The 25,716-nt window shown below is 66.8% G+C and carries 22 protein-coding genes; 7 read left to right on the top strand and 15 right to left on the bottom strand.

Features of this window, described 5'->3' with window-relative positions; genetic code table 11:
* Positions 1–36 precede the first annotated feature (36 nt).
* Both LIN44_RS04330 and LIN44_RS04325 read right to left on the bottom strand, forming a co-directional pair.
* Positions 37–1,176, bottom strand: a complete 1,140-nt coding sequence (locus LIN44_RS04330) for a PilT/PilU family type 4a pilus ATPase (RefSeq protein ID WP_092306471.1) — start codon at positions 1,174–1,176, stop codon at positions 37–39.
* A gap of 35 nt (positions 1,177–1,211) precedes the next feature.
* A complete protein-coding gene (locus LIN44_RS04325; RefSeq protein ID WP_025583874.1) occupies positions 1,212–2,255 on the bottom strand; it encodes a type IV pilus twitching motility protein PilT in 1,044 nt (347 codons plus the stop codon).
* A gap of 66 nt (positions 2,256–2,321) precedes the next feature.
* Between LIN44_RS04325 and LIN44_RS04320 the strand changes: the two genes are divergently transcribed.
* Complete coding sequence (locus LIN44_RS04320; RefSeq protein ID WP_227313651.1) at positions 2,322–3,011, top strand: YggS family pyridoxal phosphate-dependent enzyme; 690 nt, start codon at positions 2,322–2,324, stop codon at positions 3,009–3,011.
* Positions 3,012–3,054: 43 nt separating this feature from the next.
* The gene (gene proC, locus LIN44_RS04315; protein ID WP_227313650.1) at positions 3,055–3,891 is read left to right on the top strand and encodes a pyrroline-5-carboxylate reductase; all 837 of its coding nucleotides are present in this window, start codon (positions 3,055–3,057) and stop codon (positions 3,889–3,891) included.
* 193 nt (positions 3,892–4,084) lie between these two features.
* Here the strand turns inward: proC and ubiA are convergent, their stop codons facing one another.
* The 5 genes from ubiA to recG form a co-directional block, all read right to left on the bottom strand.
* Positions 4,085–4,942, bottom strand: a complete 858-nt coding sequence (gene ubiA, locus LIN44_RS04310; protein WP_227313649.1) for a 4-hydroxybenzoate octaprenyltransferase — start codon at positions 4,940–4,942, stop codon at positions 4,085–4,087.
* Positions 4,943–5,083: 141 nt separating this feature from the next.
* Positions 5,084–5,569 (bottom strand): Dps family protein, encoded by a 486-nt coding sequence (locus tag LIN44_RS04305; RefSeq protein WP_012353810.1) that lies wholly within the window; start codon positions 5,567–5,569, stop codon positions 5,084–5,086.
* Positions 5,570–5,713: 144 nt separating this feature from the next.
* Positions 5,714–7,156 carry a catalase gene (locus LIN44_RS04300; protein WP_227313648.1) on the bottom strand — a complete coding sequence of 481 codons (1,443 nt, stop codon included), beginning with the start codon at positions 7,154–7,156 and terminating at the stop codon, positions 5,714–5,716.
* 404 nt (positions 7,157–7,560) lie between these two features.
* Complete coding sequence (locus LIN44_RS04295; RefSeq protein ID WP_062801683.1) at positions 7,561–8,511, bottom strand: LysR substrate-binding domain-containing protein; 951 nt, start codon at positions 8,509–8,511, stop codon at positions 7,561–7,563.
* A gap of 121 nt (positions 8,512–8,632) precedes the next feature.
* Positions 8,633–10,825 carry an ATP-dependent DNA helicase RecG gene (gene recG, locus LIN44_RS04290; protein WP_227313647.1) on the bottom strand — a complete coding sequence of 731 codons (2,193 nt, stop codon included), beginning with the start codon at positions 10,823–10,825 and terminating at the stop codon, positions 8,633–8,635.
* Between the two features lie 228 nt (positions 10,826–11,053).
* Between recG and queA the strand changes: the two genes are divergently transcribed.
* From queA to secF, 5 genes are all read left to right on the top strand, one after another.
* On the top strand, positions 11,054–12,124 hold the full coding sequence (gene queA / locus LIN44_RS04285; protein ID WP_227313646.1) for a tRNA preQ1(34) S-adenosylmethionine ribosyltransferase-isomerase QueA: 1,071 nt from the start codon (positions 11,054–11,056) through the stop codon (positions 12,122–12,124).
* Between the two features lie 16 nt (positions 12,125–12,140).
* The gene (gene tgt / locus LIN44_RS04280) at positions 12,141–13,271 is read left to right on the top strand and encodes a tRNA guanosine(34) transglycosylase Tgt (RefSeq protein WP_227313645.1); all 1,131 of its coding nucleotides are present in this window, start codon (positions 12,141–12,143) and stop codon (positions 13,269–13,271) included.
* 190 nt (positions 13,272–13,461) lie between these two features.
* Positions 13,462–13,788 carry a preprotein translocase subunit YajC gene (gene yajC / locus LIN44_RS04275; protein WP_012353816.1) on the top strand — a complete coding sequence of 109 codons (327 nt, stop codon included), beginning with the start codon at positions 13,462–13,464 and terminating at the stop codon, positions 13,786–13,788.
* A 207-nt stretch (positions 13,789–13,995) separates the two neighbouring features.
* Entirely contained in the window at positions 13,996–15,867 is a 1,872-nt protein-coding gene (gene secD, locus LIN44_RS04270) for a protein translocase subunit SecD (protein ID WP_227313644.1), read from the top strand.
* Between the two features lie 41 nt (positions 15,868–15,908).
* Positions 15,909–16,880 carry a protein translocase subunit SecF gene (gene secF / locus LIN44_RS04265; RefSeq protein ID WP_115710745.1) on the top strand — a complete coding sequence of 324 codons (972 nt, stop codon included), beginning with the start codon at positions 15,909–15,911 and terminating at the stop codon, positions 16,878–16,880.
* Between the two features lie 69 nt (positions 16,881–16,949).
* Here the strand turns inward: secF and LIN44_RS04260 are convergent, their stop codons facing one another.
* From LIN44_RS04260 to purB, 8 genes are all read right to left on the bottom strand, one after another.
* Positions 16,950–17,957 (bottom strand): response regulator, encoded by a 1,008-nt coding sequence (locus LIN44_RS04260; protein ID WP_227313643.1) that lies wholly within the window; start codon positions 17,955–17,957, stop codon positions 16,950–16,952.
* Positions 17,957–19,087 (bottom strand): hybrid sensor histidine kinase/response regulator, encoded by a 1,131-nt coding sequence (locus LIN44_RS04255; RefSeq protein ID WP_227313642.1) that lies wholly within the window; start codon positions 19,085–19,087, stop codon positions 17,957–17,959. Before LIN44_RS04255 ends, LIN44_RS04260 begins: the two co-directional genes overlap by 1 nt.
* A gap of 6 nt (positions 19,088–19,093) precedes the next feature.
* Positions 19,094–20,431: a sensor histidine kinase gene (locus LIN44_RS04250; protein ID WP_227313641.1), complete on the bottom strand. Its 1,338-nt coding sequence runs from the start codon at positions 20,429–20,431 to the stop codon at positions 19,094–19,096.
* A gap of 4 nt (positions 20,432–20,435) precedes the next feature.
* Positions 20,436–21,839 carry a class I SAM-dependent methyltransferase gene (locus LIN44_RS04245; protein WP_227313640.1) on the bottom strand — a complete coding sequence of 468 codons (1,404 nt, stop codon included), beginning with the start codon at positions 21,837–21,839 and terminating at the stop codon, positions 20,436–20,438.
* A gap of 351 nt (positions 21,840–22,190) precedes the next feature.
* Positions 22,191–22,781, bottom strand: coding sequence for a YceI family protein (locus tag LIN44_RS04240; RefSeq protein ID WP_062801692.1), 591 nt, complete (start codon positions 22,779–22,781; stop codon positions 22,191–22,193).
* Between the two features lie 74 nt (positions 22,782–22,855).
* Entirely contained in the window at positions 22,856–23,437 is a 582-nt protein-coding gene (locus LIN44_RS04235; RefSeq protein ID WP_227313639.1) for a YceI family protein, read from the bottom strand.
* 65 nt (positions 23,438–23,502) lie between these two features.
* A complete protein-coding gene (locus tag LIN44_RS04230; protein ID WP_227313638.1) occupies positions 23,503–24,057 on the bottom strand; it encodes a cytochrome b in 555 nt (184 codons plus the stop codon).
* Between the two features lie 281 nt (positions 24,058–24,338).
* A complete protein-coding gene (gene purB / locus LIN44_RS04225) occupies positions 24,339–25,715 on the bottom strand; it encodes an adenylosuccinate lyase (RefSeq protein WP_227313637.1) in 1,377 nt (458 codons plus the stop codon).
* Position 25,716: the final 1 nt, after the last annotated feature.

The raw sequence follows: 25,716 nt of genomic DNA, 5'->3' as shown, positions 1-25,716 counted from the left end.
GCCAAGCATACCGCCACGCGCGCCGCCGCGCAGCCCTCAGATGACGTTGAGATGCTCGGTGCCGGCGCCCAGGTCCGAGTCCTTGGCATGCGTGCTGTGCAGCTTGATCATCAGGCGCAGGTCGTTGAGCGAGTCGGCGTTGCGCAGCGCGTCCTCGTAGGTGATCTTGCCCTGCTCGTACAGGTCGAACAGCGCCTGGTCGAACGAGATCATGCCCTGCTCGCGCGACTTCTTGATGACTTCCTTGAGCTCGTGGATCTCGCCCTTGAAGATCAGGTCGGCCACCAGCGGCGTGCCGATCATGATCTCGACCGCCGGCACCCGGCCCTTGCGGCCCGCGCGCGGCAGCAGGCGCTGCGAGATCATCGCCTTCAGGTTCAGCGACAGGTCGATCAGCAGCTGCTGGCGCTTTTCCTCGGGGAAGAAGTTGACCACGCGGTCGATCGCCTGGTTGGCGTTGTTGGCGTGCAGCGTGGCCAGGCACAGGTGGCCGGTCTCGGCGTACTGCATCGCGTACTCCATGGTCTCGCGGTCGCGGATCTCGCCGATCAGGATCACGTCGGGCGCCTGGCGCAGCGTGTTCTTCAGCGCCACGTGCCACGACTCGGTATCGATGCCGACCTCGCGCTGCGTGACGATGCAGTTCTGGTGCGCGTGCACGTATTCGATCGGATCCTCGATGGTGATGATATGGCCGTAGGAATGCGCGTTGCGGTGGTCGAGCATTGCCGCCAGCGTGGTCGACTTGCCCGAGCCGGTGGCGCCGGTGACGATCACCAGCCCGCGCTTGGCCATCACCACGTCATGCAGCGTCTGCGGCAGGTCCAGGTCGGCCACCGACGGGATGCGCGTATTGATGGTGCGCACCACCATGCCGGCCTTGCCCTGCTGGATAAAGGCCGAGACGCGGAAGCGCCCGGCCTTGGGCGCGCTGATCGCGAAATTGCATTCGCGGCTGGTGTCGAAGTCCTGCACCTGGCGCTCGTTCATCACCGAGCGCACCAGGCCCAGCGCCTGGGTCGGGTTCAGCGGCTGCTGCGACACCGGCGTGATCTTGCCATCGACCTTGATCGCCGGCGGAAAGTCCGAAGTGATGAACAGGTCCGAGCCGCGGTTGCTGACCATCAGCTCGAGCAGGTCGTTGATGTACTTGGCGGCGGATTCGCGGTCGAGCATGGCGGTGTCCTGCTGGAAAAAAGCGAAGGCGGGCCTCAGCCCATGAACGCGTCCGGATTCTTGGCAATCGCGCGCGCGTCGTTGTAGCTGATGACGCTGCGCTTGATCAGGTCCGACAGGCACTGGTCCAGCGTCTGCATGCCCAGCCCGCTGCTGGTCTGCATCATCGAGTACATCTGCGCGATCTTGTTTTCGCGGATCAGGTGGCGGATCGCCGGGGTGGCGATCATGATCTCGTGCGCGGCGGTGCGGCCGTTGCCGTCGCGGGTCTTCAGCAGCGTCTGCGAGATCACCGCCTCGAGCGATTCCGACAGCATGGTGCGCACCATGTCCTTCTCTTCGGGCGGGAACACGTCGACCACGCGGTCGATGGTCTTGGCCGCCGAACTGGTGTGCAGCGTGCCGAAGACCAGGTGGCCGGTCTCGGCCGCGGTCAGCGCCAGGCGGATGGTTTCGAGGTCGCGCAGTTCACCCACCAGGATCACGTCAGGGTCTTCGCGCAGCGCCGAGCGCAGCGCGTTGGCGAACGAATGCGTATGCGGCCCCAGCTCGCGCTGGTTGATCAGGCTCTTCTTGGAGCTGTGCACGAATTCGATCGGGTCCTCCACCGTGAGGATGTGGCCCATGTCGTTTTCATTGCGATGGTCGACCATCGCCGCCAGCGTGGTGGACTTGCCCGAGCCGGTCGGGCCCGTTACCAGCACCAGCCCGCGCGGCTTCATGCACAGGTCGGCAAATACCGCCGGCGCGCGCAGCTCTTCCAGCGTCAGCACCTTGGACGGAATGGTACGGAACACCGCGGCGGCGCCGCGCTGGGTGTTATAGGCATTGACGCGGAAGCGCGACAGGCCGGCGATCTCGAACGAGAAATCGATTTCGAGGCGTTCCTCGTAGGCCTTGCGCTGGGTGTCGCTCATGATGTCGTACACCATGGCGTGGACATCCTTGTGCGTCATCGAGGCGACGTTGATGCGGCGCATGTCGCCGTGGATCCGCACCATCGGCGGCATGTCCGCGGACAGATGAAGATCGGACGCCTTGTTCTTGACGGCGAAAGCCAATAGCTGCGCGATGTCCATCTATAATGACCCCACCCTGATTTGTTATCGGTACTTGACGTACCTTATATATATGTTCGCCGGATTATGTCTGTGATTGCCGCCAACTTGCAAGCCGTGCGCCAGGGCATTGCGGCGGCAGCACAACAGGCCGGCAGGCAAGCCGCGGACATCGCCCTGCTGGCCGTTTCCAAGACCGTTTCACCCGACCGCATAAGGGCCGCATACGCCGCCGGACAGCGCGAATTCGGCGAAAACTACGTCCAGGAAGGCGTCGACAAGATCGCCGCGCTGGCCGACCTGCGCGACCGCCTGCAATGGCATTTCATCGGCCCGCTGCAAAGCAACAAGACGCGGCCGGTGGCGGAACATTTCGACTGGGTCCACACCATCGACCGGCTCAGGATCGCCGAACGGCTGTCGGCGCAACGTCCGGCCGGCATGGCGCCGCTGCAGGTCTGCATCCAGGTGAATATCAGCGGCGAGGCCAGCAAGAGCGGCGTGGCTCCGGCAGAGGTTCCGGCGCTGGCGCATGCCGTCGCCGCCCTGCCCAACCTGCGGCTGCGCGGACTGATGGCGATCCCCGAGCCCGAGCAAGACCCCGCGGCGCAACGCCGCCCGTTCGCCGCCATGCGCGCCATGCTGCAGGCGCTGCGCGCCGACGGGCTGGCGCTCGATACGCTGTCGATGGGCATGTCGGGCGACATGGAGGCCGCCATTGCCGAGGGCTCGACCCTGGTGCGGATCGGCACCGCCATCTTCGGCGCGCGCGGCTGACGTCCGCGCCCCGACCGGAATCTTTCAGACCCCAGAGACCTTCATGCTCGACACCCTCACCTTCGGTTTTCTTGGCGGCGGCAACATGGCTTCCGCATTGATCGGCGGCCTGATCGCGCGCGGCGTGCCCGCCGGCGCGATCCGCGTGGTCGACCCGTTCCCGGAAGCGCAGCAGCGCCTGGCGCGCGACCTCGGCGTGCATGCCGCCGGCGCGCCGGATGCCGCCTTCGGCGCCAGCGACGTGCTGGTGCTCGCGGTCAAGCCGCAGCAGTTCCGCGACGCCGCGGCGCAGCTGCTGCCGCACCTGCCGGGCGATGGTCCGGGCAACCTGGTGATCAGCGTGGCCGCCGGCATCCGGCTGCAGGACATGCAGCGCTGGCTCGGCGGGCGCAAGCGCGTGGTGCGCGCAATGCCGAATACGCCGGCGCTGTCGGGCATGGGCATGACGGGGCTGGCCGCAGCGGCCGGGCTATCGGCCGAAGACCGTGCCATTGCCAGCGCCGTGGCCGAGGCCGTCGGCAAATGCGTGTGGGTCGACGGCGATGACCAGATCGATGCCGTCACCGCGATCTCCGGCAGCGGTCCGGCCTATGTGTTCTATTTCATCGAGGCGATGCAGCGCGCCGCCACCGAACTGGGGCTGAGCGCCGAACAGGGACGCGAACTCGCGGTGGAAACCTTCCGCGGCGCGGCCACGCTGGCGGGGCAATCGCCCGAAGCGGTGGCGACGCTGCGCGAGCGCGTGACCTCGAAGGGCGGGACCACCTATGCGGCGCTGACGTCGATGGAAGCCTCCGGCATCGCCGATGCCTTTGTGCGCGCGATGCATGCGGCCGCGGCGCGGGGCAGGGAGATGGGGGCGGAGTTCGGGAAGGAATAAGGGAGGTCAGACCGCAGGCGCTCTGAGCTGGCCGACGCCCCTTGTGAACGCTCCCCTCGCCCGCTTGCGGGAGAGGGGTGGGGGTGAGGGCCGGAGTGTCCACGAAGTGGAGCGCGTCGGTATGCCAGCGCCTGCCCTCACCCCCTGCCCCTCTCCCGCAGGCGGGAGAGGGGAGAAAACCAGCGGGATCTAATCACCGCACCGCATACGCCAGCGCCGTCCCCGCAAACACGCAAGCCCCCAGCCAGTTGTTATGGCGGAACGCCGCGAAGCACCGCATCCGGTCGCGCTCGCGGATCAGCGTGTAGTGGTAGCCGGCACAGCCGATCCCGGCAACCAGCCCCACCCAATACGGCCATCCCAGCCCGAGCAGCACGCCCGCCCACGCCATCAGCGCAAAGAACGCGGCATAGCACAGCATAATCGCCGCCACGTCGAAGCGCCCGAAGGTGATCGCCGAGGTCTTCATGCCGATCAGCAGGTCATCATCGCGATCGACCATCGCATAGGCGGTGTCGTACGCCACCGCCCAGAACACATTGGCCAGCAGCATCAGCCACGCCACCGGCGGCACCTGGTCCTGGATCGCGGCGAATGCCATCGGGATGCCGAAGCCGAAGGCGATTCCCAGGTAGGCCTGCGGAATGGCAAAGAAGCGCTTGAAGAACGGGTATGTGCCCGCCACCACTGCCGCCACCACCGCCAGCCACTTGGTCAGCGCGTTCAGCGGCAGCACCAGCGTGAACGCCACCAGCGCCAGCACGGCGGCCACCGCCAGCGCTTCCCACGCGGCGATCTTGCCCGCGGTCAGCGGCCGCTCCTTGGTGCGCTTGACGTGCTTGTCGAAGTCGCGGTCGGCCCAGTCGTTGATGGCGCAGCCGGCCGAGCGCATCAGGAAGGTGCCGGCCACGAAGATCCAGAACAGGCCCCACCGGGGCGGGCCGTCCGCGGCCATCCACATGGCCCACAGCGTCGGCCACAGCAGCAGCAGCGTGCCGATGGGCTTGTCGATGCGCACCAGGCGCGCGTAGAGGGCAAGGCGTTCAAGCATGGGGGTGGGGGGCAACGGCGAGAGGGTCTGCACGGCGTGGATCCGGGGCGGGCGATTCAATGAAAACGCGCCGCAGCCCGGACGGCTGCGACGCGCTGGACCGGCCGCCGCGGGCGCGGCAGCCAGGCGGGCGAGCCGGGCTCAGGCCAGCATCGAGCGCAGCATCCACGCGGTTTTTTCATGCGTCTGCATGCGCTGGGTCAGCAGGTCGGCCGAGGGCTCGTCGCCGGCCGCGTCGATCACCGGGAAGATCGAGCGCGCGGTGCGCACCACGGCTTCCTGGCCTTCGACCAGCTTGCGGATCATTTCGGTGGCCTCGGGCACGCCCTCTTCCTCGGCGATCGACGACAGGCGCGCGTACTCCTTGTAGGTGCCCGGCGCCGGGTAGCCCAGCGCGCGGATACGCTCGGCGATCGAGTCCACCGCCAGCGCCAGTTCGTTGTACTGGGTCTCGAACATCAGATGCAGCGTATTGAACATCGGACCCGTCACGTTCCAGTGGAAGTTGTGGGTCTTGAGGTAGAGGGTATAGGTGTCGGCCAGCAGCTTGGACAGCCCTTCCGCGATCTTCTTGCGGTCCTTGTCGGAAATACCGATATTCACGCTCATCTCGTTCTTCTTTGCCATGGTAGATACGCTCCGTTCAGGGATAGCCACGAGGCGCGCCGCCGGGCTTGCCGATGCGGGGCCGGGCGGCGCGGTACCCCGCATTATTGCACTGGGCAACGGTCGCGGCCAAACCGGCGCCGTCGGCCGTTGCCGGGCAGGCGCTTATTGCAGGTTCAGCGCCCGCTTTACGCCCTCGCCGTAGGCCGGGTCGGCCCGCGTGAAATGCTCCAGCTGGACCCGCACGATCTCCTCGGGCACACCCTGCATCGCCGCGGCGATATTGGCGAACAGGCGCTGGCGCTGGCCTTCGTCGAACAGGCGGAACAGCGCGCCGGGCTGGCTGTAGTAGTCGGTGTCGACGCGGTGGTCCCAGCGGTCGGCGGCGCCGTCCAGCGCCAGCGGCGGCTCGATGGCGCGCTCGCTGGCGGCGTAGGCGCTTTCGCGGTTGGGCTCGTAGTTGAGCTTGCCGCCCTGGTTGCCGTCCACGCGCATCGCGCCGTCGCGGTGGAAGCTGTTGTGGAACGGGCATTTCGGCGCATTGACCGGGATCTGGGCATGGTTGATGCCCAGCCGGTAGCGCTGCGTGTCGCCATACGAGAACAGCCGCCCCTGCAGCATCTTGTCGGGCGAGAAGCCGATGCCGGGCACGATGTTGGCCGGGTTCATCGCCACCTGCTCGACCTCGGCAAAATAATTGTCCGGGTTGCGGTTGAGCTCGACCACCCCCACGTCGATCAGCGGATAGTCCTTGTGCGGCCAGACTTTGGTCAGGTCGAACGGGTTGATGTGGTACTTGGCCGCCTCGGCCTCCGGCATGACCTGCACGCGCAGGTTCCAGCGCGGGAAGTTGCCGCGCTCGATATTGTCGAACAGGTCGCGCTGGGCGCTCTCGCGGTCGTTGGCCACCACCCTGGCGGCTTCCTCGTTGGTCCAGTTCTCCACGCCCTGCTGCGACTTGAAGTGGAACTTGACGTAGAAGCGCTCGTTATTGGCATTGATGAACGAGTACGTGTGCGAGCCGAAGCCGTGCATCTGGCGGTAGTTCTGCGGCAGGCCGCGGTCGCTCATCAGGATGGTGACCTGGTGCAGCGATTCCGGATGGCGCGACCAGAAGTCCCACACCGCGATCGGGTCGCGCAGGTTGGTGCGCGGGTTGCGCTTCTGCGTGTGGATGAAGTCGGGGAACTTGAGCGGGTCGCGCACGAAGAACACCGGCGTGTTGTTGCCGACCAGGTCCCAGTTGCCTTCGTCGGTATAGAACTTGATCGAGAAGCCGCGCACATCGCGCTCGGCGTCGGCCGCGCCGCGCTCGCCCGCGACGGTGGAAAAGCGGATGAACAGCGGCGTTTCCTTGCCGATCTCGGCAAATACCGAGGCCTTGGTGTACTTGGTGATGTCGTGCGTGATGCGCAGCGTGCCGTAGGCGCCGGAGCCCTTGGCGTGGACACGGCGCTCGGGGATGACTTCGCGGTCGAAGTGTGCCAGCTTTTCGAGGAACCAGACATCCTGCAGCAGCATCGGGCCGCGCGGGCCGGCGGTCTGCGAGTTCTGGTTATCGGCGACCGGTGCGCCGGCGGCGGTGGTGAGAGTGTCCTTCTTGCTCATCTTTTCCTCTTTGTGGGTGGGCTGAAAGAGATGCCGCGTCAGAGCGCGGCGGCATAGCAGGCAAGGCAATCGAGCAGGCAGCGCCCCATGCGGAGGGAAAAACGGGGCTGAGTCGGTGTCGTTATCAGTGACTGGGCGCTGGTGCTCATCATCGGTTCCTGTCTTGCGTCGACGCCATCCGCATCGACAGGAGCAGTCTACAAATTATCTATCAAGTTGAGAATTTAATTATTTATACCTATGTATTAGGTCAAATCTATTTAGGATTAGTGAAACTTGTGCCGGCGGCGGCTGACCGCCAACAGGACAGCTGGGGAAATGACCGGTTCGGGAAGCAGAAATGACAACGGCCGCAGTGGAATCTCCGCTGCGGCCGTGGCATGACCGGTCCTTCGGCGCGACGCTCAGGCGGCTTCGGCCAGTTCCTTGGCATCGAGCTTGCGCACGCCGGGCAGGTCGCAGGCGGCTACGGCGTTGGCCAGCGCCTCCATCGCCGGCAGGCGGGTGAAGCTCTTGCGCCAGGCCAGCACCACGCGCCGGTCTGGCACCGGGTCGGCAAACGGCACGTACGACAGCATGTCGCCCTTGGCTTTCAGGTCGGGCACCGAGGTGCGCGGCAGCACGGTGATACCGACGCCGCTGGCCACCATATGGCGGATGGTCTCGAGCGACGAGCCCTCGAAGGTCTTCTGGATGCCGTCCGCGGCCTGCGAAAAGCGCGACAGCTCGGGGCACACACCCAGCACGTGGTCGCGGAAGCAATGGCCGCTGCCCAGCAGCAGCATGGTCTGCTGCTTCAGCTCCTCGGGGTCGACCGCGTGCGCCTGCGCCAGCTGATGGCCGCGCGGCACCGCGACGACAAAGGGTTCGTCATAGAGCGGGCGCACCGTCAGGCCGGAGTCGGGGAACGGCTCGGCCATCACCGCGCAATCGATCTCGCCCTGCTTGAGCAGCTCGATCAGCTTGTGGGTGTAGTTTTCCTGCAGCATCAGCGGCATCTGCGGCACGGTGTCGATCATCTGCTTGACCAGCGACGGCAGCAGGTACGGCCCGATGGTGTAGATCACGCCCACGCGCAGCGGGCCCGCCAGCGGGTCCTTGCCCTGCTTGGCGATCTCGCGGATGGCCATGGTCTGCTCCAGCACACGCTGGGCCTGCGCCACGATCTGCTCGCCGACCGACGTCACCGACACCTCGGAGGTGCCGCGCTCGAAGATCTGCACGTTGAGTTCGTCTTCCAGCTTCTTGATGGCGACCGACAGCGTCGGCTGCGACACGAAGCAGGCTTCGGCGGCCCGGCCGAAATGGCGCTCGCGCGCCACGGCGACGATGTACTTGAGTTCGGTGAGCGTCATGACTTATCAAATCCGGGTAGGCGATAGATTTTACCTTCGATTGACGGATCTGTCAGAGTGCCCGCTTCGCGCGCGCCGGTATGCGACGGCTCCGGCACAAAGCCGGCCCGCAAGACTTCAATCAGGCCTTCAGGTAGTGCTCGCGCCCGCCCAGCCAGCGCGACAGGTGCGCTTCCACCGCTTCCGGATAGTGCGCCAGCATCAGCTCGGCGGCGGCCTGGGCGTACTCCACCAGCCAGGCATCGGTCTGCAGGTCGGCAAAGCGCAACATCGCCTCGCCGGACTGGCGCGCGCCCAGGAATTCACCCGGGCCGCGGATCTCCAGGTCGCGCCGCGCGATCTCGAAGCCGTCGGTGGTCTCGCGCATGGTCGCCAGGCGCTCGCGCGCGGTGGGCGACAGCGGCGCCTGGTACATCAGCAGGCACACCGATTCGGCGCTGCCGCGCCCGACCCGGCCGCGCAGCTGGTGCAGCTGCGCCAGTCCAAAGCGCTCGGCATGCTCGATCACCATCAGCGAGGCATTGGGCACGTCCACGCCCACCTCGATCACGGTGGTGGCCACCAGCACCTGCAGGCGATTGGCGCTGAAGTCGTCCATCACCGCGGCCTTTTCCGCCGGCGGCAGGCGCCCGTGCACCAGGCCCACGCGCAGGTCGGGCAGCGCGGCCACCAGGGTCTCGTAGGTCTCGACCGCGGTCTGCAGCTGCAGCGCCTCGCTCTCCTCGATCAGCGGGCACACCCAGTAGACCTGGCGGCCTTCGGCGGCGGCATGGTGGATGCGCCCGATCACCTCGTCGCGGCGCTCGTCGTTGACCAGGCGCGTGACGATGGGCGTTCGCCCCGGCGGCAGTTCATCGATCACCGAGACGTCGAGGTCGGCGTAGTACGTCATGGCCAGCGTGCGCGGGATCGGCGTGGCCGACATCATCAGCTGGTGCGGCACGGTTTCGGCCGCGCTGATCGCAGCGGGCGCTTCGGCCGCGCCGGCCTTGCCGCGCAGCGCCAAACGCTGGGCGACGCCGAAGCGGTGCTGTTCGTCGACCACCGACAGCCCCAGCCTGGCAAAACGCACGGTGTCCTGGATCAGCGCATGGGTGCCGATCACCAGCTGCGCCTCGCCCGATTCCACGCGCGCCACCGCCGCCCGCTTGTCGCGCGCCTTCTGGCTGCCGGCCAGCCATGCCACCGGCACGCCCAGCGGCTCCAGCCACGCCGACAGCTTGCGGAAATGCTGCTCGGCCAGGATTTCGGTCGGCGCCATCAGCGCCGCCTGGAAACCGGCATCGATGGCCTGGCACGCGGCCAGCGCGGCGACGATGGTCTTGCCGCTGCCGACGTCGCCCTGCAGCAGCCGGTGCATCGGATGCGGCAGGCTCATGTCGGCGGCGATTTCCGCCACCACGCGCTGCTGCGCGCCGGTCAGCCGGAACGGCAAGGCGGCCAGGAAGCGCGTCAGCAGCCCGCCCTCGCGGCGCGGCATGGTCGGCGCGGTCTTGTCGCGGCGCGCCGCGTGCGCGCGCCGCAGCGAGATCTGCTGCGCCAGCAGCTCGTCGAACTTGACGCGCTGCCAGGCCGGATGCGAACGGTCGGCCAGCGCGGCCTCGCTTTCCTGCGGCGGCGGCGCGTGCAGCAGCCGCAGGCTGTCGGCCAGCGGGCGCAGCTGCAGGCGTGCCAGCGGCCCCTGCAGCACCGGCTGCGGCAGTGTCTCGGGCAAGGGCGTGCGCGCCAGCGCGCCACCGATGGCCTTGCGCAGGTAGGCCTGCGGGATGCCGGCGGTGGACGGGTACACCGGCGTCAGGCGGTCGGGCAGCGCCTCGCCGGCCAGCACCGGCCGCACCGTCGGATGGACCATCTCGGCGCCGAAGAAACCGCCGCGCACGTCGCCGCGCACACGCAGGCGCACGCCTTCGGCCATCTGCTTGGTCTGGCTGCCGTAGAAGTTCAGGAAGCGCAGCGTCAGCTCGCCGCTGTCGTCGGCGATCTTCACCACCAGCTGGCGGCGCGGCCGGAACGTGACTTCGTTGGAGACGACTTCGCCTTCCACTTGCGCCGGCAGCCCCAGCCCGGCACGGTGGATGGCCTCGGCGATCGGCACCACCGTGGTCTCGTCCTCGTAGCGCATCGGCAGATGCAGCACCAGGTCGACCGGACGGCGCAGGCCCAGCTTGGCCAGCCGCGCGGCGGCGGAAGACGTGCCCGAACCCGCGGCCTTGCCCTTGGCCGCGCCGGCCTTGCCGCGCGCGCTCGCCGGCGCGTCGGTGGCGTCGGCGGCCTCGGCAGGGTCCTGGATCGGTTCGGCGGCGGTTCCGGGCATCGGCGAAAAAGTTGGCAGCAGTCGCTGCGGGCTTCTGGTTGGCTGGCGCGGCGCCGGCGAATGGCCGGTATCACGCCCGGCGCGGCGGCAAGCGCGCCCGTGGCCTTACAATATCGGATTCGCCGATTGTACCCATGCCGGCTGCCAATCCGGGCAGCGGAGTGACGCGCCGTGCCCGGCGTCAGCCTCCGCCACAGCCTGCAGACCGCGCAGCCCGCCCTTCCCACGATGTTGACGCTTTCCGATTTCGACTTTCCGCTGCCGCCCGAACTGATCGCCCAGAGCGCGCTGCCCGACCGCAGCGCCAGCCGGCTGCTGGTGGTGGAGCGGCACGCCCCGGCCGACACCGCCGACGCGGTGCGCATGGTCGACCGCGCCTTCAGCGACATCGTCGACTACCTGCGTCCGGACGACCTGCTGGTGTTCAACGACACCCGCGTGATCAAGGCCCGCTTCTTCGGCCACAAGCCCAGCGGCGGCAGGATCGAGGTGCTGGTCGAGCGCGTGCTCGATACCCATACCGTGCTGGCCCAGGTGCGCGCGTCCAAGACGCCGGCCGAAGGCAGCGCGCTGCACCTGGCCGACGGCGCCTTCGCCGTGACCGTGGGCCCGCGCGTGGACCAGTTCTTTACCCTGCGTTTCCCCGAGCCGGCGCTGGACCTGATCGAGCGCTACGGCCGCCTGCCGCTGCCGCCCTATATCACGCACGACCCCGACGCCTACGACGAGACCCGCTACCAGACCGTCTACGCGCGCAGCCCCGGCGCGGTCGCCGCGCCCACCGCGGGCCTGCATTTCGACGACGCGCTGTTCGCCCGGCTCGATGCCGCGGGCGTGCGCCGCGCCTTCCTGACGCTGCATGTGGGCGCCGGCACCTTCCAGCCGGTGCGCACCGAGAACCTGGCCGAGCACAAGATGCATTCGGAGTGGTACGCGATTTCCGAAGACCTGGCGCAGGCGGTGCGCGACACCCGCGCGCGCGGCGGCCGCGTGATCGCGGTCGGCACCACCTCGCTGCGCGCGCTGGAATCGGCGGCGCAGCCCGACGGCACGCTCGCCGCCGGCAGCGGCGACACCGATATCTTCATCACGCCCGGCTACCGCTTCCGCCTGGTCGACGCGCTGATCACCAACTTCCACCTGCCCAAGTCGACGCTGCTGATGCTGGTGTCGGCGCTGGCCGGGGTGCAAGCCATCCGCGCCGCCTACCGCCATGCGGTCGAGCAGCGCTACCGCTTCTTCAGCTACGGAGACGCCATGCTGCTGACCCGGCAGCCGGACGCCGCCGCCGCGGCCTGATTTCAGACTATTCGCCATGCTCAACTTCGAACTCATCACCACCGACGGCAACGCCCGCCGCGGCCGCGTCACGCTGAACCACGGCGTGGTCGAAACGCCGATCTTCATGCCGGTGGGCACCTATGGCTCGGTCAAGGCGATGTCGCCGCTGGAACTGAACGAGATCGGCGCGCACATCATCCTGGGCAACACCTTCCACCTGTGGCTGCGCCCGGGGCTGGACGTGGTCAACGCCCACGAGGGCCTGCACCGCTTTATCGGCTGGGACAAGCCGATCCTGACCGACTCCGGCGGCTTCCAGGTGTTTTCGCTGGGCGATCTGCGCAAGATCACCGAAGATGGCGTGACCTTTGCCTCGCCGGTCAACGGCGACAAGCTCTTCCTGTCGCCCGAGATCTCGATGCAGATCCAGCGCACGCTCAATTCCGACATCGTCATGCAGTTCGACGAATGCACCCCTTACGAGATCGACGGCCGCCCCGCCACGCACGAGGAAGCCGCCAAGTCGATGCGCATGAGCCTGCGCTGGGCCAAGCGCTCGCGCGACGAGTTCGAGCGGCTGGCCAACCCGAACGCGCTGTTCGGCATCGTCCAGGGCGGCATGTACGAAGACCTGCGCGACGAGTCGCTGGCGGGGCTGTCCGAGCTGGACTTCCACGGCTTTGCCATCGGCGGGCTGTCGGTGGGCGAGCCCAAGGAAGACATGATGCGCGTGCTGGAACACGTGGCGCCGCGCCTGCCGGCCAACAAGCCGCATTACCTGATGGGTGTCGGCACGCCCGAAGACCTGGTCGCCGGCGTCGCCGCCGGGGTGGACATGTTCGACTGCGTGATGCCGACCCGCAACGCGCGCAACGGCTGGCTCTTCACCCGCTACGGCGACGTCAAGATCAAGAACGCCGCGCACCGCAACGACCCGCGCCCGCTCGACGAGAGCTGCGCCTGCTACACCTGCCGCAATTTCTCGCGCGCCTACCTGCATCACCTGCACCGCGTCGGCGAGATCCTGGGCGCGCGCCTGAACACCATCCACAACCTGCACTACTACCTGCAGCTGATGCGCGAGGTGCGCGACGCCATCGAGCAGCACCGCTTCACCGATTTCCGCCGCCAGTTCGCCGCCGACCGCGCCCGCGGCACGCAGTGACCATGCCGGGCGGCGCGAACTTTCGCGCCGCCGGCGGTCGAATAGCCGGTCGAGGCGCGGCGCCCGCCGCGCATGTTGTCCCCGGCGCACCCGAACAAACCCGTATTCCGCCCTAGAATGCCAAGGGCGGGCTGGGTGCGAATGGTAGAATGTTCGATTAATTGATTGACTTTTGTGACGGAGAATCAACGTGCTGATTTCTAACGCATTTGCCCAGACCGCCGGTGCCGGCGGCGCGGCTGGCGGCCTGATGAGCTTCCTGCCCATCATCCTGATGTTTGGTGTGCTGTGGTTCATCATGATCCGCCCGCAGATGAAGCGCCAGAAGGAAGCCAAGGCAATGCTCGAAGCGCTGGCCAAGAACGACGAAGTCGTCACCGCCGGCGGCATCCTGGGCCGCGTGACCAAGGTCACCGACCAGTACGTCAGCCTGGAAATCGCCGAAGGCACCGAGATCACGGTGCAGAAGAATGCCGTGACCACGGTGCTGCCCAAGGGCTCGCTGAAGGCGCTCTGATCCCCGGATCGCTCGCGACTCCCGCCTTTGTCTTTTCCGGCATGCCCGTTCGCGCATGCCCCGGCAGCCGCCTGATCCAGCCCGACGAAGCCCTTGCGGCTTCCATCCGCGGCTGCCAGGCGGCTGTTTGCCAAACCGGTTCGGCCCCGCCGACGTGGTGCGCCACGCCTGCGCCGGCCCCGCCAACCGCTGAATGACTGGCCCGAGATGAATCGTTATCCGCTTTGGAAATACCTCGTGATCCTGGTGGCCCTGGCCATCGGCATCATCTACACCTTGCCGAACTTCTTCGGCGAGGCGCCTGCCGTGCAGGTGTCCTCGGGCAAGGCCACGGTCAAGGTCGACCTGTCGATGCAGAAGCAGGTTGAAGAGATCCTGGCGCAGAACCAGCTGCAGCCCGACGGCGTCTTCTTCGATATTTCCGGCCAGTCAGGCTCGGTCAAGGCGCGCTTCCGCACCACCGACGAGCAGCTCAAGGCCAAGGACGTGCTGTCGCGCGCGCTCAACCCGGACGCGTCCGACCCCGCCTACGTGGTGGCGCTGAACCTGCTGTCGGGCTCGCCGCGCTGGCTGACCTCGCTGCACGCGCTGCCGATGTACCTGGGCCTGGACCTGCGCGGCGGCGTGCACTTCCTGCTGCAGGTCGACATGAAGGGCGCGGTCGACAAAAAGCTCGACAGCCTGGCCGGCGACGCGCGCACGCTGCTGCGCGACAAGAATATCCGCCACGGCGGCATCGACCGCGACGGCGAGCGCCTGACGGTGCGCTTCAACAACGCCGACGACGCCGGCCGCGCGCGCGCGCTGCTGGCCGACAACCTGCGCGAAGTGGCCTTCGCCATGGACGGCAACAACATCGTCGGCACCTTCACCGAGGCCGCGCGCCGCGCCGTGCAGGACGCCGCGGTCAAGCAGAACATCACCACGCTGCACAACCGCGTCAACGAACTCGGCGTGGCCGAGCCGGTGATCCAGCAGCAAGGCGCCGACCGCATCGTGGTGCAGCTGCCGGGCGTGCAGGACACCGCCAAGGCCAAGGACATCATCGGCCGCACCGCCACCCTGGAAGCGCGCCTGGTCGACAACGACGCGCCGCGCAGCCCGCGCCCGGGCGACCCGATCCCGTTCGGCAGCGAGCTGTTCACGCAAGGTAACGGCGCCCCGGTGGTGCTGAAGAAGCAGGTGATCTTCACCGGCGACCGCATCGAAAGCGCCTCGGCCGGCTTCGACCAGAACCAGCAGCCTTCGGTCAACATCAAGCTCGACGCCCAGGGCGGCCGCGTGCTGCGCGACGTCTCGCGCGAGAACCTGAAGAAGCCGATGGCGATCGTGCTGTTCGAAAAGGGCAAGGGCGAAGTGCTGACGGTGGCGACGATCCAGTCCGAACTGGGCTCGAGCTTCCAGATCACCGGCTCCTACTCGACCGAAGCCGCCAACGACCTGGCCCTGCTGCTGCGCGCCGGCTCGCTGGCCGCGCCGATGGAGATCATCGAAGAGCGCACCATCGGCCCGTCGCTGGGTGCCGACAACATCGAGAAGGGCTTCGATTCGGTCGCCTATGGCTTTGCCGCCATCGGCGTGTTCATGATCCTGTACTACATGCTGTTCGGCGTGTTCTCGGTGATCGCGCTGGGCGTGAACCTGCTGCTGCTGATCGCGGTGCTGTCGATGCTGCAGGCCACGCTGACGCTGCCGGGCATTGCCGCCATCGCGCTGGTGCTGGGCATGGCCATCGACGCCAACGTGCTGATCAACGAGCGCATCCGCGAGGAACTTCGCGCCGGCGCGTCGCCGCAGATGGCGATCGCGGTCGGTTTCGACCGCGCCTGGGCCACCATCCTGGACTCCAACGTGACCACGCTGATCGCCGGCCTGGCGCTGCTGGCGTTCGGTTCGGGACCGGTGCGCGGCTTTGCCGTGGTGCACTGCCTGGGCATCCTGACCTCGATGTTCTCGGCGGTGTTCTTCAACCGCGGCCTGGTCAACCTGTGGTACGGCCGCAAGAAGAAGCTGCAGAGCGTGGCCATCGGCCAGATCTGGAAGCCCGGCAATACCACCGACACGCCGGTCGCCAAGTAAGCGGCCCGCGGCACAACACGTAGTACAGAACAGGATTCAACATGGAATTCTTCCGCATCCGGCGCGACATTCCGTTCATGAAGCACGCGTTGATCTTCAACGTGATCTCCTTCCTGACGTTTGCCGCGGCCGTGTTCTTCCTCTGGCAAAAGGGCCTGCACCTGTCGATCGAATTCACCGGCGGCACGGTGATGGAGGTCAGCTACCAGCAGGCGGCCGACCTGGAAAAGATCCGCGGCCAGGTAGGCAAGCTCGGCTATACCGACGTGCAGGTGCAGAACTTCGGCACCTCGCGCGACGTGATGATCCGCCTGCCGCTGCAGAAGGGCGCGGACGGCAAGCCCGTCACGTCGGCCCAGCAGAGCGAGCAGGTGATGGGCGCGCTGACCGCGGCGTCGCCCGACGTCAAGCTGCAGCGCGTCGAGTTCGTCGGCCCGCAGGTGGGCAAGGAGCTGGCCACCGACGGCCTGCTGGCGCTGCTGTGCGTGGTGGCGGGTATCGTGATCTACCTGTCGTTCCGCTTCGAGTGGAAGTTCGCGGTGGCGGGCATCATCGCCAACCTGCACGACATCGTCATCATCCTGGGCTTCTTCGCCTTCTTCCAGTGGGAATTCTCGCTGTCGGTGCTGGCGGCGATCCTGGCGGTGCTGGGCTACTCGGTCAACGAATCGGTGGTGATCTTCGACCGGATCCGCGAGGCCTTCCGCAAGTACCGCAAGATGACCACGCACGAGGTCATCGACCACGCCATCACCAGCACCATGTCGCGCACCATCATCACCCACGGCTCGACCGAAATGATGGTGCTGTCGATGTTCTTCTTCGGCGGCCCGACGCTGCACTACTTCGCGCTGGCGCTGACGGTGGGCATCCTGTTCGGCATCTACTCGTCGGTGTTCGTTGCCGCGGCGCTGGCGATGTGGCTGGGCGTGAAGCGCGAAGACCTGGTCAAGGGCGAGAAGAAGGGCGAGTCGACCGACCGCAACGACCCCAACTACGGCGCGCAGGCCTGAGCCCGGCCCTGCCGGAAAAACAAACGGCGCCCCGCGGGGCGCCGTTTTTCATGGCCGGTCCGCAGACATTCAGGCCGGCATCGAGAACCGCTCGATCCATGCCGCCAGCCGGTCGGAGGCGAAGCTCTCGCTGCGCGGGGCGGCGCGGCAGACGATGGTGTCGCCGTCGCGGACGAACTTCAGCGCGCCGCCGGCCTCTTCCAGCCACAGCAGGCTGGCCAGCCAGGCGGCATGCTGCGCCGACACCGCCGAGCCCACGGGCTGGGCCAGGAACTCGGCCAGCGCGGCCGGCTGGGTCCAGACCACCGCATCGCCGTCGCGGCGCACCACCTCGCTGCCGAGCGCGTCGGCAATCACGGCGGCGGCATCGGCAGCGCCCTTGCCCGCATTGGCGCTGCGCAGCGCGGCCAGGCGCGTGCCCACGGCATGGCCGAAGTTGCCGCTGCGCTCGGCTTCGGCGCGCACCAGGTCGGCATAGTCCATGCGCTGCCAGTCAGGATCGGCGCTGCCGGCACCGGCCAGGTCGACACCGGCGAGATAGGTTTCCACCGGCTGGAAGCGGCCCGGGCCGATCAGGCTGGCGCACAGCGCGTGCACCATGCCGATGCGCGAGGCCACGGTCTGGGTCTGCAGCACCGACAGTTTCTCGCGCACCAGCTGGTCGCGCTCCTTGCGCAACCCCGACAGTTCCAGCGCCTGCTTGAGTTCCATGCGCAGCGCGGTGATGTCCCATGGCTTCTTGATATAGCGATGGATCTGGCCCTGGTTCACCGCCTCGACGGTCTGGTCGAGTTCCGAGTACGCGGTGGTCAGGATGCGCACGATGTGCGGGTAGCGCTCGCGCGCGTAGCGCAGCAGTTCGTTGCCGTACTCACCCGGCATGCGCTGGTCCGACACCAGTACCGCCAGGCTATCGGCATGGGCGTCCAGCAGTGCCTTGCCCTCCTCGACGGAGCCACCGGTGACCACCGGCGCCAGCGCACCGATGGCGCGCTGGAAATACTTGACTGCCGTGGCCTCGTCATCGACGAACAGAATCGCCGGGGGTGGTGCCTGGGTGGCATTCGGTTCGGTCATTACTCACTCCTGTGCGTTCGACTCTTGAAACTTGGAAAGTCCAGCGTCACCGTCGTGCCGGCGCCGGGTGCGGATTCGATCCGGATCCCGCCGCCAAAGGACTGCATGACGCGGTTGCAGAAAATCATGCCTAGGCCGCTGCCGCCGGCGCTGGCGTGGGTGGTGACGGGGTCGACCAGCAGCCGGTCCATCACTTCGGGCGGAATGCCGGGGCCGTTGTCGCAGATGCGGATGGCGGCATGCGGCTGCGCGGCCACGACGAAGCGCAGCGACGGCGCGGCGACATCGGCCAGCGCCCGCAGCGCATTGCTCATCACCGAGGACAGCACCAGCGCCACGCAGTTGGGCAGGGTCTGCACGGGAAAGTCTCCCTGCAGCTCCACCTCCACCCAGCTGCGCTGGCCGCCCACGAAGGGATAGCTGTCGAGCAACGCGGACACCAGCGCGCTGGCACTGGCTTCGTTGCCGGCACTGCGCCGGGCCGGGACGCTGCCGGCGCTGTCACGCACCGACTGCAGGAACGAGGACAGCACCGCCAGGCAATACTGGGCGTTGTCATGCATCGCGCTGGCGGCCTGGCCGATTTCGCTCTGGCGCTGCGCGCTGTATTCGCCGGCCACGCGTCCGCTGATGCCGCGCGCAAAATTGGCAATGGCGGCCAGCGGCGTATTGAGCTCGTGCGCCAGGAAGGCCAGGGTCTCGTCGATCGCCATCAGCCGGTGCTGGCGCAGCGTGCGTTCGCGATGGCGCTCGGCGGCCCTTGCCAGCACGTCGCGCAGGTTGCTCACGCTCAGCGGTTTTTCCAGGATCTGGAAGATTTCGCCGCTGTTGACGGTCTGCAGCAGCAGCTCCTTGTCGGCATAGGCCGTGACCAGGATGCGCACCACCTGCGGATAGGCCTGGGCCACCTGCCGCAGCAGCACGCCGCCATCGCGCCCGGGCATGCGGAAATCCGTCACCAGGATGGCCACGCGGGCAGGATCGGAACGCAGCACCGACATGGCCTCGTCGGCGCTGCCGGCCAGCAGCACTTCGTAGTCTGCCCCGACGGCGCGGGCGAAGTACTTGCGCGCCATGTCTTCGTCGTCGACGTAGAGAATGGCAGGCCGCGCCTGCAGGACTTCGCTCATGGCTGGTTACTCCGCACGCGGCAGGTCGAAGCTGAACGCCGTCCACTGGCCGAGTTCGCTCTCGGCAAACAATTGGCCGCCATGGCGCTCGATCACGGCGTAGCTGATCGACAGGCCCAGGCCAAGCCCCTGCCCCACCTCGCGCGTGGTGAAAAACGGCTCGAACACGCGCGCAAGGTTCTCCTTCGGGATGCCGGGCCCGTTGTCGCGCACGGTGACGTGCAGGCGATGGTTGTCCCAGCGGGCCGTGGTATGGATCGCGGGCGCGGCCGTGCCGGCCTTGCGCATGGCCAGCGCCGCGTTCGAGAACAGGTTGATCAGCACGCCGATGATGGCGGCCTCGTCGCCGAGCACCAGGGTGTCGGGCGCCAGCTCGCGCGTCAGGGTCACGCCGCGCAGCTCGTGCGCGGTCAGGCGGATCGACGAATCGAGCGCCTTCTCGAACAGGAACGGCGTGCCTTCCACCTCGGCGCCAGGCTTGCGGTAGGCGAAGGTCTTCAGGTCCGACACGATATGCTGGATGCGCTGCATGCCCTGCTTGGCATCGACCAGGCATTCTTCCAGTGCCGGACTCTGCTTGGCCGGCGGCTCTTCCATCGCCACTTCGATGGCCATCAGGCAGAAATTGACCGGATTGTTGACCTCGTGCAGCAGGCCCGCGGCCAGCGTGCCGATGGCGGCCATCTTTTCCTGCTGCAGCATCTGGCCCTTGATGTCGGCCAGGCGCCGGTTGATGTCGGCCAGCTCTTCGTTCTTGCGCGCCAGCTCTTCCTTCAGGCGGATCAGGTGGAAATGCCCGCGCTCGTTCATGAAGGTGTAGACCGCGCTGGCCACGATCGAAAACAGGATGAACAGCGAATTGACGATGAAGTGCGCGCGCTGCGCCAGCCCGTCCGGGTGGATCAGGCAGGCGGCCAGGTACATCAGGTAGGTCACCACGCCGAAGCCGATGGTCTGCCACAACCCCATCGGCATGGCGATCCCGACCGCGAAGATCACCAGGTTCAGCCCGGCATAGTAGATCGACGCCGCCCCGTCGGTGGTGGCGATCATCCATGCGATCATCATTTGCGGCAGCAGCAGCCAGGCCAGTGTCAGCGGCTGCACGAAGCGCCTGCCGGCCTGGTTGACCAGCATCAGCAGGATCAGCCCGATCAGCGCGGAAACCACCAGGCGCGCGACGAAGAACTGCAGCTGGTGCCCCGGATAGATGCCGTAGTCGAGCCCGACACCCGCCATCACCAGCACGATGGCCGTCAGCGCGCCTGCCCGGCTCGATACCAGGCGGAACTCGCGCAGGTCGGCTTCGTACGGGGAATACCTGCTCGCGGTCCGTTTCAGCATGGTGTCAGGCCTTGGCCGGATCGGTCACTACCGCTTCGACGAACACGTTGACCCCGGTCGGGTCGGCATAAGTGCGGCTGTCGCGCGTATTGGCAGGCAGAAGCGACGCCATGCCGGCCTCGTCGCGATAGATCAGGTACCACTCCAGCATATGTTCCATGCTGTACCGTTCCGGGTTGTTGACGTGGACGTTGGTGGCAAGGATGCGCCCCTCGGGGTGGGTGCGCGTGGAGAAATAATTGAGCAGGCGCGCGCAGACCCGGTCGGACAGGTAGTCGAACAGGCCGGCGCAATAGATGCCGTCAAACTCGCGCAGCGACGGGTCCGGGTCGATGCGGCGCTTGAGCAGCTCATGCACGGAGTGGTGGACGTACTCCACCTCCATCCTGGCGTTGGCCTTGCGGCAGCTCTCGTTGATGCGGTCGCGGGCGTAGTCCAGGGTTTCCTGGCTGAAGTCGAGCAGCTGGAACGAGAGCCAGTGCGGTTCGGGGTATTCGGTGATGAAGCGGTTGATCTCGACCGCCGGGCCGCAACCCACGTTCAGCAGCCGGAACGGACTGCCCGCGGCGCGCGCCTGCTCTGCCATGCGCACCAGGAAATCCACCAGCAGGTCGATCCGGTTGCGATGCGCGGCGGCCACGGACGACTGCAGGAAGGTCGCATTGACGATCTGGAAGTAGGTGCTGGGCCCCTGGCGCGGATCCGACAGGATCTGGTTGACCATCTCGTAGTCGCCGGCATAGCCGAGCGGCTTGGTGTAGGTGCGGAACACGAATGGCGAGCGCAGCAGCAAAGGATGCAGCGCCGCCTGGGTGAAGGTGCGGTGCATCACGGTGTCTTCTTCCGGCACATGCGCCGCCTCGCCGTCGAGCCGGGCGGAATACTCGCGGATCTTCAGCGCGATCGGCGTGGCCAGTTCCTCGAACACGTCCATGCGCAGGGTATCGCCCTCCTTGGGCAGCGTGCTGGTCATGTCGACCTGCTCGACCCAGCGCGACACCTCGGACAGGAAAGCGCGCATCTCGTTGACGACGATCTGGTAGTCGCGCCGGATATTGAAGCGCTTCTCCCAGTCCTGCACGAACTGCAGCGATTCGCGCGCCACCGACTTGGGCTCGTCGTCGAGATTGCTCAGCTCCAGCCATTCGTCGATCAGCGTCAGCGACACCACCGCGGTCAGGCCGGTGTTTACCAGGCTCATCACCACGGCCTTGCCGAGATACGCGTTCTTCTCGCCCATGCGGACACTGAGCTCGCTCAGCACCTCGCTGACCTGCACGATCGAATACGGGTTGTAGATCTCCATCACCAGAGACTTTCTCTGGAGATTGACAATGGTGCCCCGCACCTGCTCGCCCTGCGAGTTGCGGAAACTAACTACCGGATCGATTTGCGTTTTGGAGTACACGGTATAGCGCCAGGGAAAACCGGGAAACGCTGCGGGCCATACAGCCAGGGCAGAACGGCCGGGTACAGCATGAGGGGCGAGGGGATCGCGGGAATGGCTACCGGTATCGGGACATGCAGCGAATGCTCATAGTGATGCGCTCTGGCCAGTTGCGGGCATGGCTGCCCCCCGCCGTGGCAGGAGTCGCAATACCCCGGATCATGGTGGATTGCCGCGGGCCATTGTACTGTGCCCGTCGCAACTCGCACAACAAAGTGCCGCGGCGGCCTCCCCGCATGGTGCAATACAACAAAAAAGGCCGGCATAAGGCCGGCCTTGACAGCTGCTTGCCCGCCGCAGCGGGCCGGGCGCTCAGTCGGCGCGCACGCCTTCCACCTGGATGGCGAGCTTGACTTCGGGCTTGAAGCCCATCTTGACGCCATAGTCCAGGCCGAAATCGGTCCGGTTGAACTGGCCCACGGCGTCGGCGCCGCACGCTTCGCGCTTGAGCATCGGGTGCTGGATGCACTTGAACTCGCGGATTTCCAGCTTGACCGGCTTGGACACGCCGCGCAGCGTCAGCACGCCGTCGACCTCGGTCGGCACGTCGCCCTTGAACTTGGAGAACTTGCCCTTGTAGGTGGCCTCGGGGAAGGCCTGCACGTCGAACATGTCCGGGCCCTTGGCGTGCTGGTTCAGCTTGGCATTGCCGAAATCGATCGAAGCCGGGTCGATGTTGACCTCGACCGAGCCCGCCTTGGCGGCGCGGTCCAGCGTCACCACGCCGCTGGACTTGTCGAACTTGCCGCGCCAGGTCGACAGGCCGCCCAGGTGGTCGGCCTCGAAGCTGGGGTAGGTATGGGTCGGATCGAGGTTGTACGTCACGGTATTGGCCGAGGCCACGCCGAAGGCGGCGGTTGCGGAAACGGCCGCGACGGCGGCAACGAGGGAACGCAGTTTCATGGTGTCTCCCGACAAATCAGGGTTGGGATGGAGCGGTTCAGGTAAGTCCTGGGTACGTCAGCGGTATGCCGGCCTTACTTCCTGGCCAGCACGATACGGAATTTGATCTGGACGTCGTCGGCGACCACGGAGGTGTCCTTCCATTCGCCGTCGCCGATATTGAACGCGGTGCGCTTGATCGGCAGCGCGCCCTCGAACACCTGCGCGCCGCCCTCCTGGCGGTAGGTGGCGGGCACCACCACGTCCACGGTCTTGCCCTTGATGGTCAGCTTGCCGGCCACGTCGTACTTGCCCGGCGTGCCGTTCTTGATGCTGGTCGACTGGAACACCGCCTTGGGGTACTTGGCGGCGTCGAACCAGTCCTTGCCCTTCACTTCCTTGGTGGTCTCGGCATCGCCGATCTCGAAGCTGGCCACGTCGATCTCGATCTTGGCCGACGACGTTGCCAGCTTGGCGGGGTCGAAGCTGACGTTGGCGTCGAACTTCTTGAACTTGCCCTCCATCGGCACGCCGATCTGGCGCGCCACCGCGGTCACCGAACTCCGGGCGGCGTCGACCTGGGCCCAGGCCAGGTTGGCGGCGATGCCGGTGGCGGCCAGCACGGCGGCCAGGGTGGCGCGGATAGTGGCCGAGCCGCGGCGGGAATTGCGTTTCATCTGAAAAAACTCCTGTCAGGGACGGCGCAGCGGCGCCGCGGAACGAAAAAGTTGGCGCGCCAGGCTCAGCGCAGGAACGGCAGCATCCGGCCCAGCGTGCCGTCACGGTCGACAAACTGGTGTTTCAGCGCCGCGGCCGCATGGACAACGACCACGGCCGCCATCAGGTAGTTCAGCCAGATATGGGTGAACTTCAGCACTTCCTTCAGGGCATCGCTTTTCTCGATCAGCGCCGGCATCTTCCACAGGCCCAGGTAGACCACCGGCACGCCCGCGGCCGAGCTGTACAGGTAGCCGCTGACCGGCACGATCACGATCAGCAGGTACAGCAGGTGGTGGGCCCCGGCCGCCGCCCTGGCCTGCCACGCCGGGGTGCCGGGCGCCACCGGCGGCGCGGCGTGGGTGGCGCGCCACAGCACGCGCAGCACGGCGATGGCGAAGATCGTCACGCCCAGCCACTTGTGCCACGAGTACAGCTTGAGCTTGGTCGGCGTCAGCCCCGGAATGCCGGTCATGTACAGGCCCAGCCCGAACGCGGCAAAGATGGCCAGCGCCACCAGCCAGTGCAGGGCGATCGCGGTGGCACCGTAGCCGGCGGGGGCAGTGGCGGTAGAACGCATCGGATTCCTCTCGCCCGGGTCACGGGCGTTTCACAATTTTGGGGAAGGCAACGGCGGGATCCACCCGCCCGTGCGCTGACGATTCTCGCATTATTGCGGCCGGATGTGCGCCGGTGCAGGACAGTCCTTCATTAAGTTATTCAAATGCTTTGAAGCGACATTCCGGCGCAGGCGTCACAACGGCGCGTCGGATGCCGTCAATCCTGCCGGAAAAGCAAAAAAGCCATCCCGCAGGATGGCTTTCCGTTTCGGCCGCCGGCCGAAGGCGGCAAGAAGTGGCGTCAGATGCGCTCGGCGAGCACCGTGGCCTTGCCGATATAGCTGGCGGGCGTCATCTCCAGCAGCAGCTTCTTGGCGTCGTCCGGGATCGCCAGGCCGTTGATGAAGGTTTGCAGCGCCTCGCGCGAGATGCCCTTGCCGCGGGTCAGTTCCTTGAGCTGCTCGTACGGGTTGGGCACGCCGAAACGGCGCATCACGGTCTGCACCGGCTCGGCCAGCACTTCCCAGCAGTTGTCGAGGTCCTCGTCCAGGCGCTCCGGGTTGGTCTCGAGCTTGCCCAGGCCGCGCAGGCAGGCCTCGTAGGCCAGCAGGCTGTAGCCGAAGGCCACGCCGATATTGCGCAGCACGGTCGAGTCGGTCAGGTCGCGCTGCCAGCGCGACACCGGCAGCTTCTCGGACAGGTGGCGCAGCACCGCGTTGGCCAGGCCCAGGTTGCCCTCCGAGTTCTCGAAATCGATCGGGTTGACCTTGTGCGGCATGGTCGACGAGCCGATTTCGCCGGCCTTGGTCTTCTGCTTGAAGTAGCCCAGCGAGATATAGCCCCAGACGTCGCGGTTCAGGTCCAGCAGGATGGTGTTGGCGCGGGCAATCGCGTCGAACAGCTCGGCCATGTAGTCGTGCGGCTCGATCTGGATGGTGTACGGGTTGAAGGTCAGGCCCAGGCGGGTTTCGATGACCTGCTTCGAGAACGCTTCCCAGTCGAAGCTCGGGTAGGCCGACAGATGCGCGTTGTAGTTGCCCACGGCGCCGTTCATCTTGCCCAGCAGCTCGACCTGCTCGATGCGCTGGATCGCACGCGCCAGGCGCGCGGCCACGTTGGCCATTTCCTTGCCCAGGGTAGTCGGGCTGGCCGGCTGGCCATGGGTGCGCGACAGCATCGGCTGGGCGGCATTGAGCCGGGCCAGCTCGACCAGGCGTGCGTGCACGCGCTTGAGCGCCGGCACCACCACGCCCTCGCGCGCGCCCTTGAGCATCATGCCGTGCGAGGTGTTGTTGATGTCTTCCGAGGTGCAGGCGAAATGGATGAACTCGCTCGCGGCTTCCAGTTCGGCGTTGCCCTTGACCTGCTCCTTGAGCCAGTACTCGACCGCCTTCACGTCATGGTTGGTGACCGCCTCGATGTCCTTGATGCGGGCCGCGTCGGCTTCGCTGAACTTGTCCACCAGCGCCAGCAGTGCGGCCTCGGACGCGGCCGAGAACTTCGGCATGTCGGGCAGGCCGGCCTGCGACAGCGCGATCAGCCAGTGCACCTCGACCTTGACGCGGTTGCGCATGAAGGCCGCCTCGGACAGCCATTCGCGCAGCGCATCGGCCTTGGCGGCGTAACGGCCATCGATCGGGGACAGGGCGGTGAGCGGCGAAAGCGAGGAGGAGGTCATG

The sequence above is a fragment of the Cupriavidus sp. MP-37 genome (assembly GCF_020618415.1).
Classification (GTDB): Bacteria; Pseudomonadota; Gammaproteobacteria; order Burkholderiales; family Burkholderiaceae; genus Cupriavidus.
This window is presented reverse-complemented; position numbering and strand designations above follow the sequence as displayed.